The sequence below is a fragment of the Paenibacillus endoradicis genome (genome assembly GCF_024721975.1).
Window position 1 is genome coordinate 57,618 of record NZ_JANQBB010000005.1, and the last position, 12,729, is coordinate 70,346.

Annotated in this window: 11 protein-coding genes; 8 read left to right on the forward strand and 3 right to left on the reverse strand. The window is 37.6% G+C overall.

What is annotated here, in order from left to right; translation table 11 throughout:
• The first annotated feature begins 264 nt into the window (after positions 1-264).
• The 4 genes from NV377_RS16735 (at position 265) to NV377_RS16750 (ending at position 7,435) form a co-directional block, all read left to right on the forward strand.
• Entirely contained in the window at positions 265-1,662 is a 1,398-nt protein-coding gene (locus NV377_RS16735; RefSeq protein ID WP_258201942.1) for a cytochrome ubiquinol oxidase subunit I, read from the forward strand.
• A gap of 158 nt (positions 1,663-1,820) precedes the next feature.
• A complete protein-coding gene (cydB, locus tag NV377_RS16740) occupies positions 1,821-2,831 on the forward strand; it encodes a cytochrome d ubiquinol oxidase subunit II (RefSeq protein ID WP_258201943.1) in 1,011 nt (336 codons plus the stop codon).
• A gap of 91 nt (positions 2,832-2,922) precedes the next feature.
• A complete protein-coding gene (gene cydD / locus NV377_RS16745; RefSeq protein WP_258201944.1) occupies positions 2,923-6,714 on the forward strand; it encodes a thiol reductant ABC exporter subunit CydD in 3,792 nt (1,263 codons plus the stop codon).
• A gap of 154 nt (positions 6,715-6,868) precedes the next feature.
• Positions 6,869-7,435, forward strand: a complete 567-nt coding sequence (locus NV377_RS16750; RefSeq protein WP_258201945.1) for a GNAT family N-acetyltransferase — start codon at positions 6,869-6,871, stop codon at positions 7,433-7,435.
• Here the strand turns inward: NV377_RS16750 and NV377_RS16755 are convergent.
• A complete protein-coding gene (locus NV377_RS16755) occupies positions 7,427-8,401 on the reverse strand; it encodes a YeiH family protein (RefSeq protein WP_258201946.1) in 975 nt (324 codons plus the stop codon). The two genes, NV377_RS16750 and NV377_RS16755, sit on opposite strands and share 9 nt — an antisense overlap.
• 108 nt (positions 8,402-8,509) lie before the next feature.
• Between NV377_RS16755 and NV377_RS16760 the strand changes: the two genes are divergently transcribed.
• Together NV377_RS16760 and NV377_RS16765 are read left to right on the forward strand one after the other, a co-directional pair.
• Positions 8,510-9,367, forward strand: a complete 858-nt coding sequence (locus NV377_RS16760; RefSeq protein ID WP_258201947.1) for a LysR family transcriptional regulator — start codon at positions 8,510-8,512, stop codon at positions 9,365-9,367.
• 88 nt (positions 9,368-9,455) lie between these two features.
• Positions 9,456-9,755 (forward strand): MTH1187 family thiamine-binding protein, encoded by a 300-nt coding sequence (locus tag NV377_RS16765; protein WP_258201948.1) that lies wholly within the window; start codon positions 9,456-9,458, stop codon positions 9,753-9,755.
• Positions 9,756-9,891: 136 nt separating this feature from the next.
• Here NV377_RS16765 and NV377_RS16770 read toward each other — a convergent pair whose 3' ends face one another.
• Together NV377_RS16770 and NV377_RS16775 are read right to left on the reverse strand one after the other, a co-directional pair.
• The gene (locus NV377_RS16770; protein ID WP_258201949.1) at positions 9,892-10,197 is read right to left on the reverse strand and encodes a hypothetical protein; all 306 of its coding nucleotides are present in this window, start codon (positions 10,195-10,197) and stop codon (positions 9,892-9,894) included.
• A gap of 237 nt (positions 10,198-10,434) precedes the next feature.
• Positions 10,435-10,812: a winged helix-turn-helix transcriptional regulator gene (locus NV377_RS16775; protein ID WP_258201950.1), complete on the reverse strand. Its 378-nt coding sequence runs from the start codon at positions 10,810-10,812 to the stop codon at positions 10,435-10,437.
• 190 nt (positions 10,813-11,002) lie between these two features.
• Here NV377_RS16775 and NV377_RS16780 point away from each other — a divergent pair, with 190 nt between their 5' ends.
• Positions 11,003-11,746, forward strand: coding sequence for an SDR family oxidoreductase (locus tag NV377_RS16780; protein ID WP_258201951.1), 744 nt, complete (start codon positions 11,003-11,005; stop codon positions 11,744-11,746).
• A gap of 92 nt (positions 11,747-11,838) precedes the next feature.
• Positions 11,839-12,549, forward strand: coding sequence for a polysaccharide deacetylase family protein (locus NV377_RS16785; protein ID WP_258201952.1), 711 nt, complete (start codon positions 11,839-11,841; stop codon positions 12,547-12,549).
• The last annotated feature ends 180 nt before the right edge of the window (positions 12,550-12,729 follow it).

Here is a 12,729-nt window from a genome sequence, read left to right on the forward strand (position 1 = left end):
GCAAAATGATAGAATGTAGTGAAGGTGATGGTTTAAAAGTAGTAATATTCTACTTTTGAGCCATCATTTTTTTGGGTTGTTCAGCTAACTTAAAGAATAAAAATATTCTAACATTATATTCCTTATTAATGTAAATTGTGGAATATGACGCTTTTGTGAAATTGTAGTAATTCTATTTGAAAATATACAAAATAGTGTGAAAAAAATCACATAATTACGCAAAAATCAGCGGTATACTGGGAAACGAAGAAAGGGGAGATAAATGTGGATACGTTAGATTTGTCAAGATGGCAGTTCGGAATTACAACTGTATATCACTTCTTGTTTGTTCCACTGTCTGTTGGTCTTGCCTATATGATGGCATTTATGCAGACCATGTATGTCGTCAAAAATGATGATAAGTACAAGTATCTTACTAAGTTTTGGGGAAAAATGTTTTTACTGAATTTTGCAGTGGGTGTTGTTACAGGAATTATGCAAGAGTTCCAGTTCGGAATGAACTGGGCAGACTATTCTCGCTTCGTAGGGGCGGTATTTGGTGGACCGCTTGCAGTTGAAGCGCTAGTATCATTCTTCTTAGAATCGACATTCCTTGGTATATGGATATTCGGTTGGGACAGACTTCCGAAAAAGATTCACTTAGCCTGTATTTGGTTAGTAGCGATTGCTGCTACATTATCGGCACTTTGGATATTGAGCGCGAACTCATTTATGCAAGAGCCAGTCGGATATGAAATTGTAAATGGGCGAGCAGAGATGACGGATTTCTTCGCGCTGTTAGGTAATCCTCAGCTTTGGGTAGAGTTCCCGCATGTTATCTATGGTGCGTTTGCTACTGGAGCATTTTTCATGGCAGGTATTTCAGCGTACAAAATCATTCGCAAACAGCAAGTTGAAATGTTCAAGACGTCGTTCTCACTTGGGATTGTTGTTGCATTGATCGCTAGTATTCTTACAGCAACAGCAGGACATTCTCAAGCGCAACATCTTATGACTACTCAACCAATGAAAATGGCAGCATCAGAAGCGTTATGGCATACGAGCGAAGAAAGTGCGCCTTGGTCTGTTATTGCTGCTATTGATACAGATAAGCAACAGAATAGCTTTAATATTGAAATTCCTTATGCACTAAGTATACTGTCGTTCAACAGTATTTATGGTAGCGTGACAGGGATGCTTGAACTGCAAGAACAATATGTGGAGCTATATGGTGAAGGGAATTATATTCCGCCAGTTAAAACAACGTATTGGAGCTTCCGCATTATGGTCGGTGCAGGAATGCTAATGATCTTATTAGGTATTATTGGGACATGGTTTATGTTACGACATAAACTTGAAAAGGTTCCAACTTTCTTGAAATTTATGATTCCAGCAATCTCGTTACCGTTTATAGCTAACTCTGCTGGATGGATTATGACAGAGGTTGGACGACAGCCTTGGATTGTCTTTGGTTTACAAAGAACGGAAGATGGAGTATCGCCGCTTGTTTCTCCTGGTATGGTTGCAACTAGCATGATTGGGTTTACGATAGTGTATGGCATTCTTGCAGCTGCATTTATCTATCTAGTTGTTCATTTTACGAAAAAGGGCATTGAGACAGATGATCATCATGAGGTGCATAGCGAATCTACTGATAAGGGAGATCATATCCCAGCGATCTAAATCAATAAAAAGTTTAAGTACGATGCTTTCGAAGCTACTTATCGTTCTACAAGAAGTGGTAGAGTTTCGCTTTCGATGTTACTTTTCTGAGCAAAGATAATTAATAGTTTATTCGAAAAGTTTTGAAAGTAAACGAAAAGTTTTAGGAGGTTATAGACATGCTAGAACCGTTATGGTTTGGCTTAATAGCAACGCTATTTGTTGGTTTCTTCTTTCTTGAAGGTTTCGACTTTGGTGTTGGGATGTTGGCTAGATTTCTAGGGAAAAACGATATAGAGCGTCGAGTTATTATCAATACGATTGGACCGTTCTGGGATGGTAATGAAGTTTGGTTAATTACTGCTGGTGGTGCAATGTTTGCTGCATTTCCTAACTGGTATGCATCGTTGTTTAGTGGATTCTATATGGCACTCTTCCTAATGTTAATTGCCTTAATTGGTAGAGGGGTTGCCTTTGAATTCCGTAGTAAATTAGAAAGTCCCAAATGGCGTAATACATGGGATTGGATATTATTCTTTGGTAGCTTATTACCGCCATTATTATGGGGTGTAGCGTTAGCCAATCTAATGCGTGGTATCGCAATTGATGAGAATCAGAACTATATCGGATCTTTCTGGGATCTCATCTCTGTATATTCTGTATTGGCAGGAGTTGCGATTGTATTACTGTTCTTATTACATGGTGCTTTATTCCTTAGTCTCAAAACGACAGATGTAATCAAGCAGAGAGCAGAGCAATTTGCACTGAAAATTGGTAAATGGACGAGTGCTGTTCTATTGCTATTCGTTGTTCTAAGTTATTTCGAGACAGATATGTTCACAGGTCAAGGTATTAATCCAGGTTCAGTACCAATCTTAGCAGGGTTCGCATTATTATCTGTTCACTTCTTCCTGAAGGCTGGATGGAATGGTTGGGCGTTTATTATGACCGGAGCTACTATCATTCTTTCTACGGTTACTGTATTTATGTGTCTATATCCAAATGTAATGATCTCATCTCTTAATCCGGAGTGGTCATTAACGATCTATAACACATCATCTAATACGTACACGCTGAAAGTAATGACAGTTGTTGCCTTAACGATGGTGCCGATCGTTATTGCTTATCAGACTTGGAACTACTGGATTTTCCGTAAACGTGTCACTGTGAAAGATCATTTAGATTACTAACTTAATGAAAAGTTAAGCTTATGCTTCTGAAGTACTTTTCATATCAAGGAGTAGTACTAGGAAGCTAATGAAAAGTTTGAGGATGATTCATATGATGAAAAGGCTGTTTCAGCAGGTACACAATAGCCGGAAATTATTCGTAATCAGTGTTATTTTCGGTTGTTTGGGTGGTCTTATCTTAATTGCTGAGGCTTATTATGTAGCAAATATTGTCGATGATGTATTTCTAGAAAGATTGGGGCTAGCTGAAGTGAAGCTAATGCTAGCTCTCCTGCTAGGTGTTATTATCATTCGTGCACTACTTCATATGGTGAGTGACTATACGGCTTCTAAGCTTGCGCAAGGGATTAAGAGTGAGCTTAGACTTCGTCTAGTTAAGAAGCTAGGAGACTTAGGAGCCGAGTATAGTAAAGAAGAACGTAGCGGTGAACTAGTATCCACATTGTATGAAGGAGTTGAGCAACTTGAAAATTACTTAGCTAAGTATGTACCGCAAATTGTACTATCAATGTTTGTGCCGTTTGCGATTTTTGTGCTAGTAGTTGGTCAAGACGGCTTATCTGCACTTGTCTATGCAATCACATTACCTTTGCTTATTTTGTTTATGATCTTAATCGGTAAGTACACAAAGTCTCGAACAGATCGACAATATAAGTTACTAGGTAGATTAGGTGGACATTTTCAAGAAATATTACGTGGTATGGAGACGCTGAAAATATTCAATCGTTCCAAGGCACAGCTACAAATAATTGGTAAAATTAGTGAAGAACATCGCCGATCTACGATGGCTACGCTGAGACTGGCCTTTTTGTCTGCATTTGTTATGGAATTATTTGCAACGATTAGTACAGCAGTTATTGCTGTATTTCTCGGTTTGCGACTAGTGAAGGGGCAAATGGAATTTTATGATGCGTTTCTAATTCTACTATTAACGCCAGAGTTCTATGCGCCGATTCGTGCGTTAGGTACTCAGTTCCATTCTGGCATGAATGGAGCTTCTGCAGCTACTCGTATTTTCAAAATTTTGGATGCAGATCCTGCTGGGTATATAGAGAAGGAAGAAGCTTTGACACCAACTCCAATTCGAGCGGAAGGATATCGCATCCAATTTCAACATGTGACGGTACACTATGCGGGATATGAAACACCAGCTTTACATGATGTGTCCTTTACGATAGAACCAGGACAACAGCTTGCTATAGTTGGAGCAACTGGCGCAGGAAAGAGTACTATTCTTGATTTGCTTCAAGGATTTATTAAGCCGACTAGTGGCAAAATTCTAATTGATGGGGTGGATCTCGCTGAGCTATCCATAGCTCAGTGGCGGAAGCAACTTTCGACTGTTTCGCAGAAGGTTCATTTATTTCATTGTTCCATTAGAGAGAACATATTATTAGGGTTAGAACATGAGTCGGATGAACAAGTGTGGAATATCCTTCGGCAAGCAGGAGCCGATCGATTTGTTAGTCAGTTGCCACAAGGGTTGAATACTGAGCTAGGGGATGCTATTCAATTATCTGGCGGGCAAATTCAACGAATTGCTATTGCAAGAGCATTAACGAGACAGGATGCTAAGCTAATATTACTTGATGAAGCGACGAATGGACTTGATGTTTATCATGAGGAGTTAGTCCATAATAACCTTCAGCAATGGACTCAAGGTAGAAGTTCAGTTATCGTTGCTCATCAGCTTGAAAGTATTACTTCTTCTGATTACGTTCTTGTATTAAAGGATGGCGAAATTGCTGAAAGCGGAACTCCAAACCATTTATTAGTGAGTGGTGGAATATTCACACAGATGATTACTGCAAGCAAAGAGCAAACATATGAGGAGGATTATATTCAAGCTGCAGATGCGTGGACTAGTCAGAGTAAAGAAGTACATGAAGGCGCATCTGCAGAAGATCATATCGCAGTCTTTGCTAACCGAAATGCCACTCATGAGTCGGTAGAGTGGACGATGACTGAGCAGACGATACAAACACAGAACAATGAAGAATCATTTAGCTTCGGTAGTCTATGGAAAGCAACGCATAACTTAATGACATTTTTATCGCAATATAAATGGTTAGCTTTATGTGCAGTGTTGTTATCATTTGCAACAATTGCCGCTAATATTGGTTTAATGGGGACTTCAGGTTACCTCATTGCGAAAGCAGCATTGCAGCCAGAAAATATACTGATGATCTATGTTCCGATCGTTGGCGTTCGTTTCTTTGGTATTTCTCGAAGTGTATTTCGTTATCTCGAACGACTAGCCTCACATAATGTCACATTTAAGGTGTTACACCGCCTAAGAATTTGGTTGTATGAGCGACTCGAACCGAAAGGCATCACTCTGTTTCAACGCAAACGTGGTGGAGATGTACTAGGAAGTGTCATAAGCGATATCGAACAACTTCAAAATTTCTATTTGAGATTGTTCTCGCCACCTGTAGTATATGCATTAACTGTCGTACTCACTGTAGGTTTCCTAAGTACCTTGCATATTCAGCTCGCAATTGTTTCATTCGTTATGCTTATTATCGCAGGAGTTGTCATTCCGTATATCGGATATAGAAATAGTAAGCAACGTGGTGTGAAACTTGTTATTGCTCGAGTTGGTCTATATGAGCAGGCACTAGATTTATTACGTGGAATGGGTACGATTCAGCAGTTTGGTACATTTACATCTTCACAGCAACAAATTGCGAAGGTTCAAGATCAGCTTAATCAATTGCAATTACAAGAGCACCGTAATACTTCATTAAGTAATGGATTGATGACTGCGATTACACAACTATCAATGTGGCTGATGCTCATTATTAGTATCCCACTTATCGTTAACGGAAGTATTGCACCCTATATGCTTCCAGCAATTCTACTCATTACATTAGCAAGCTTTGAAGCTGCGGCTCCCCTGCCTCAAGCATTTCAGATGAGTTCTGGAATAGCTACAGCTGCTAATCGGTTATACGCATTAGCAGAAGAGCCAGAGCAACCATCTTCTGTGAAGAAAAATCAAGAAACTACCATTGTGCAGTCATTTGAAGCTAGTGAAAATGCACAAGGAATCGCTGTTAGTGAACAAGTAGAATTAGTTGAAGTAGATAATACGTGGGTTAACAACTCTACTATTGAGCAAAATAATGACTGGCAATGCGTGCTGTGTAATGTGCAGTTCAGCTATGAACATAGCAATCAATTTGCTCTGAAAGATATCAATCTGACACTAGAAAAAGGAAAGAAAATTGCTGTAGTAGGAGAAAGCGGAGCGGGTAAGAGTACGTTACTTCAAGCAATACTGAAATTAAGCCCTATTGCGAGTGGTGAAATGAGTATTAATGATGTGAACTGTATTCACTGGGATGAGGAACAAGTTCGCGCGCATTATGCGGTTGTTTCTCAGCAAGTTCAGCTATTTAATGCGACAGTAGCGGAGAATCTACGGCTTGGTAATCAATCTGCCACTCTAGAGCAGATTAGAGCAGCGGCGCAAATTGCGGAGATTGATTCATTCATTATGAGTCTGCCGAGTGGATATAACACGATGATAGGCGAGTATGGTGCGAAACTGTCAGGTGGACAAAGACAGCGTCTAGCATTAGCAAGAGCGATTATCCGTCAAATTAATGCTATCCTGCTTGATGAGCCTGCTACTGGTCTAGATCGACTAACTCAGAAGGCATTCCATTACAATATGCGAGAGCTGATGGCAACACATGCTGTATTATGGATAACTCATCGTCTTGCTGATATTACCGAAATGGATGAGATTGTTGTATTAAAGCAAGGACGGATCGTTGAACAAGGTACCCATGAGCAACTGCTTCATGCCAAAGGGCACTACTATCATATGTGGCGGTTAGAGCGTTCCAAAGACTGGGAGCAGATTGTTAGTTAATAAGATAAGAAGTAGAAAAGCGTGAAAGACCATTATGTGAATGTAATGGTTTTTCACGCTTTTTGTGTGATTAGACGCAAGTGATATGAGATAATGAGGATATGTGCTTTAATAACATTGTTAATTCGAAAACAAGATTAGGATGGAGAATAATATGATCATTGAAGCTCAACAATTTAATGTTAATGGCTTAGCCTATACTATACGATCTGCTAGCAAAGAAGATGCCAAAGCTTTGTCGGACTTAAGATTACAAATAGATGGAGAAACTGAAAATTTAGATAGAGAACAAGGCGAAGCATATATAGATATATCAGGATTTGAAGAAATGATTAAAGCTGACAGTGAAAAATCTAGAAACTTATTTCTTGTAGCCACCGTGCTTGAGAGAATCGTTGCTTTCTCGAGATGTGAAGGTATATATCTTAAACGATTCTCTCATAAAGTAGAATTTGGTGTCTGTGTACTTCAACAATATTGGGGAAATGGAATAGGCGGGAATTTATTGAAACAATCAATTCGTTGGGCTGATTCCAATGAAATATTGAAAATGACGTTGAACGTTTTAGAAACGAACGATAAAGCGATAAAAATGTATACGAGTCTTGGCTTTGAAGTAGAAGGCATATTGAAAAAAGATAAAATACTTGCTGATAATAAATTTTATAACACCCTCATGATGGGAAGAATTAAAGATTCTAAATTGAACCAACTACACTAACAATAACGTTATTCCATATACACAAATCGATGCAATGACGAGCAACAATAGCGGTTTTGCTGCAGTTTTCTTGATGCTTCGTAAATCTATGGACAAACCTAACGCAGCCATCGATACGGCAAGCAGAAATGTTGCGAAAGAAGAAATATTTGTCTGAATTCCTTCATTCATGAATCCAACATAGAATCCTGCAGTACTGATCAATGATATGATAATGAATCCAATTATGAAGTAAGGGAAGCTTGCTTTGGCTGTAACTCCTTCATTTTTTCGATTCATCCACCATGTGAAAATGATCGTTACAGGGAATAGTAGAAACACACGACTTAGCTTGGCCATAAATGCGTTAGTTAATGACTCATTACCGAAGTAATCGCCTGCTAAAGCAGCATGAGCAATCTCATGTGTGCTGTAGCCTACCCAAGTACCATATTGCTCTGGAGATAAATGAATCCATTGTTCAGCTAGAGGTGCACCAAGAGCAAATAATGTTCCCACAATTGCAATTAATGCTGCAGATAGTGCAATATCATTTTTATTGGACTTGATAATGGGGGATACTGCCCCGATCGCGGCAGCTCCGCATATTGCTGTTCCTGTAGCAAGTAATAGTGCGATGGATTGCTCTACTTTCAACCACTTCGCTAATAACAGTACAATTGTAAATGTACATGCAATAACGATAGCCGCTGCTCCTATAAGGGATAAACCTTCTTGAAATAGCAATATAATATTCAAACGAACTCCGTAGAGTACGATTGCAATTCGTAATATGATCTTTGAACTGAAGTCAATGCCATCTTGCCACTTGGCAGCATTATATATAAAATTCCGAAACAACACTGCAAGTAGAATGGCAATAGGAAGGGGACCAACTAAAGATAATACAGGAAGAAATGAGAAAGCATATGCAACCATTGCTAAGCTTGTTGGTAGTAGTATTCCGTATAGTTTTCGTGTAGTCATGATGTTCGCCTCGCTCTCTACAAATACTGTACAATAGAATATGTATAATTAAAAATTAATATAATGTATAATAACTATAAGTAAATACTTATAGTTAGGGGCGATCTGTTGGATACGAAGCATCAAGTATTTTTAACTATTATTGAAACGGGCAGTTTCTCTAAAGCTGCAGAACGTTTATATATGACTCAACCTGCAGTTAGTCAATATATTAAGCAACTTGAAACTGAGATTGGTGTCTCGCTATTTGATCGTTCGACCAAAAAGCTACATGTAACTGGGACAGGTAAAATTGTTGAGCGATATGTTCGTCAATTAGCAGGAATGCATGTTGAGATGGAGCAAGCGATCCATGACTACTTGCATGAAGTAAAAGGGGCGCTTCGGATAGGGGCGAGTTATTCGTTCGGAGAGTATGTACTACCGAATATTTTGGCAAGTTTTCTAAAAGAATATACAGATGTTACTCCAAAAATAGATATACATAATACTTTTGAAATTGCTAACAATGTCGCGCAGCAACAAATTGATATTGGTATCGTAGAAGGTTATGTTGAGCACCCGCAGCTATTATTACAAAAGATAGCTCAAGACGAAATGGTTGTCGTTGCACACCGTCCTGACATTAATATCGATGAACAATCATGGATTGTGAGAGAGCGTGGGTCAGGAACTAGAGAAGCGATGAATACTTTTCTTACCAAGTTTCAATTAAAGCCCAAAGTAATGTATGAGTATGGTAGTACTCAATTAATTAAAGGGACAGTAATGGCAGGTATCGGAATATCGTACTTATCCAAATGGACGGTGCAGCGGGAGCTTGAAGAAGGTAGCTTATTCACGATCAATGAAGCGGAATTTAACATGGTACGGGACTTCTACTGTATTCAGCGCAAAGAGACAGTAAGAAGCAAAGTGTTCGAAGCGTTTATTCAACATTTGCACAAGTGCTGTAGTAATTTGTAATTAAGATTACTAATGTTTCAATCCTCATTAGCACATGTTAAAGTAATGTTAGAACTAATATGATGCAGTGAAATAGGAGGTAGATACTGTGGCGATTGCAGAAGTAACCGTTATTCCAATCGGAACAGCAAGTACGAGCTTGAGTTCATATGTGGCTGATTTGCAACGTGTACTAGAGCAACAGAGTAACATCCAATATACATTAACTTCGATGAGTACAATTATTGAAGGTTCATTGGACGATATATTTATTGCGATTAGAGCAATTCATGAAGCGCCATTTCAAACGGATGCTCAACGTGTGTCTACTTCGATCAAAATAGATGATCGTCGTGACAAAGCAAGCTCATCTGCACAAAAATTGCGTTCCGTTCAAGAAAAGCTATAACAGATAATTGTTATCTTAATAAGTTAAGCGATATCTCTATTCCAGCTTAATATGTAAAACAAAAACAAGTCTAAGTGAAACGGTATTTACCGTCATTTAGACTTGTTTACTTAATTAGAATTGTAAGATGTCTATTTTATTGCACTTGCTTTGGCTCTTTGTCAACATGTTGTTTCAGTGAGGCTTTCTTTGCAGATAACTGCTTTGATAGATCAGTTTGGGAACGTTTAGCTGTTTTGATTTCTTCGTTCAACTTATTGATTCGTGCCATTTTATTATTGAGTTCACTATGCGTTTTGCTTAATTTCATATCTTTTTGTAATTGATTAATTTTAGATTCAGCTTTTTCTTGTTTCATTTTTTCGTTAATAGTTTTAGTTTCTATGTCAGCAATTTCACGTTGTAGACGAGTAACAATTGCTTTAGTGAACATAATGGACATTCATACACCCCATAATCATTTAGTATAGCTAAGTCACTATATTACTATAAATAGCATGATTAAGCGAGAAGATGACATGTGAGAATCTTTACAATTAGAAAATTACTATAAATGTATAAAGAGAAGACGGAGTGACAATATAAAGTTAGATCTGTTAATTCATAATGATAAATTCAAATTAATGAAGTCACTTCACAAAATTTATTGGTGCGTGTAGACCATTTTAATTATCCCTTGCTAAGGCATAATTTGAGTTGATGCAGATCGTGCTTTATGATTAACACCCCAATCATAAAGTACATCAAAAATAGGTTCGAGTGATTTACCATATTCCGTAATAGAATATTCTACGTGAGGAGGTCTATTAGGGAATACAGTTCGTAATACTAAACCATCCTGCTCCATTTCTTTGAGATGCTGAGAGAGCATCTTTTGTGATATGTCAGGAATTAGCTTGCGTAGCTCATTATAACGTTTGGTGGATTGATGAACATGCCAGAGAATAAGCATTTTCCATTTACCTCCAATCACCTCTAGTGTTGTCCATACGTGTAGAACACAATCAATATCATCCTCGTTGTATCCCGGTTGATTAATCAAATAATCTAAATTCATCTGTTGGCCTCCTATGCAATATAACTTTAACGATAACGACTATATTATTATCCAAGCTTCATTTTTTATATAATAACATAATACGGATTGATCTATTTCTAACTTAAAAGTAACCAACGGAGATAAAAGTGCCTTCTTGTGTGAAATGAATCAGAGTATTACTCTATGATTAGAAGGAGTGAGGAAGCAAATGACATATTCATTCGAAGATAAAGTTGTGATTGTTACTGGAGCAACAAGAGGAATAGGTAGAAAAATTGCTGAACGGTTTGCGGAGTTAGGAGCTAAAGTTGTCGTTAACTACACACATAATGAGGCATTAGCTGGTGAAGTAGTTGAAGGAATTAAGCGTAATGGAGGAAATGCCTTTGACATTAGAGCAGATATTAGTCAAGTAAATGAAATTACACATTTGTTTGAAAAAACAATCAAAATCTATAAGAAAATTGATATACTAATTAACAATGCAGGGATTATGATTACTAAACCTATTTTGGATATAACAGAAGATGATTATGATCGACTTTTTGCAGTTAATGCTAAAGGAACTTTTTTCTGTTGCCAACAAGCAAATAAGTATATGAACACTGGTGGCCGTATCATAAATTTCTCTACATCTGTTGTAGGTACTATGTTTCCAGGTTATAGTGCTTATGCTGGAACTAAAGGGGCAGTTGAGCAATTTACTAGGCAGCTTGCAAAAGAGTTTGGTTCCAAAGGTATCACCATTAATTCCATAGCACCTGGTCCAATTAATACTGAATTATTCAATGATGGTAAATCGGCAGAACAAATTCAAGCGATTGTTAAGATGAATTCATTTAACCGACTTGGAGAAACGGATGATGTTGTGGATTCTGTGTTGTTTTTGGCGAGCGAGGAGTCAAGATGGATTTCAGGTCAGACGATTCGTGTCAATGGTGGCTTTGTATAGAGTTGTTGACTAATTAATCGTTCGATTGATATTCGCTACTAGCTGATTCAATAATTACGTTATGAATTTTATTAAATGCTAAAGGAGACTACATGATGACTAAAGCCATCTTAACTATCGACGATGGACCAACAACACTTACGCGATCAATGATTGACTATCTCAAATCTAAAAATATTATGCCGATTATGTTTTTCTATGGGCATCAATTAGAAAATCACTTTGAAGAAGGGTTGTACGCCTTGAAGCAAGGTGCAATAATCGGTAATCATAGTTATAGTCATCCCAATTTTAATAATATTTCATACGAAGAGTGTATCCATGAAATTGAAAAGCAAGATGCGTTACTTGAACGTTTATATCAAGCGGCAGGTATCGAGCGGACATATAAATTATTTCGCTTTCCTTACGGAGCAAAAGGCGGGAAAAATAAAGCATTAATTCAGCAATACTTACATGAGCATGGCTATAATAGAGTAGATGATAGTCAGATTGATATCAAATGGTATATAGATAATGGGCTCAATACAGATATAGATTCATTTTGGACATTCGATTTTATGGAATATCAGTTGAATCATTCTTCTGACTTTACGTATGAAAGTATTCTGCAACGAATACATGATCCAAATCCAGAGAATGGTGCGCCTTTATTGGAGAAAAATTCGAATCATATCATTTTAATTCATGACCATGAGAGTACAAATAAAATATTACCGAATTATTTTGAAATTCTTATCGATTACTTGATTGATGCGGGAGTTGAATTTATCGCTCCTAGAATTAGTGTAGTGAAACAATAAGTGCTATATTAAATAGACAATAGAGAGTAGAGCTTGGAGGGAACGCAGTTGCTTATTGGTTTTATTATTATTTTAGGAGTTTTACTGTGTATTTATTTATTATTAAGTTATTATCCTCCGCTAGGATCGAGTCAATCGAAAGCGCGTAGAAGTGAGCTGAGTAAGTCAAGGAACTATGCT

Bases quoted from the DNA above. Each gene is read 5' to 3' on its own strand.
- cydB (WP_258201943.1), top strand. From the start codon at position 1,821: ATGCTAGAACCGTTATGGTTTGGCTTAATAGCAACGCTATTTGTTGGT.
- cydD (WP_258201944.1), top strand. From the start codon at position 2,923: ATGATGAAAAGGCTGTTTCAGCAGGTACACAATAGCCGGAAATTATTC.
- NV377_RS16750 (WP_258201945.1), top strand. From the start codon at position 6,869: ATGATCATTGAAGCTCAACAATTTAATGTTAATGGCTTAGCCTATACT.
- NV377_RS16755 (WP_258201946.1), bottom strand. From the start codon at position 8,401: ATGACTACACGAAAACTATACGGAATACTACTACCAACAAGCTTAGCA.
- NV377_RS16770 (WP_258201949.1), bottom strand. From the start codon at position 10,197: ATGTCCATTATGTTCACTAAAGCAATTGTTACTCGTCTACAACGTGAA.
- NV377_RS16775 (WP_258201950.1), bottom strand. From the start codon at position 10,812: ATGAATTTAGATTATTTGATTAATCAACCGGGATACAACGAGGATGAT.
- NV377_RS16780 (WP_258201951.1), top strand. From the start codon at position 11,003: ATGACATATTCATTCGAAGATAAAGTTGTGATTGTTACTGGAGCAACA.
- NV377_RS16785 (WP_258201952.1), top strand. From the start codon at position 11,839: ATGATGACTAAAGCCATCTTAACTATCGACGATGGACCAACAACACTT.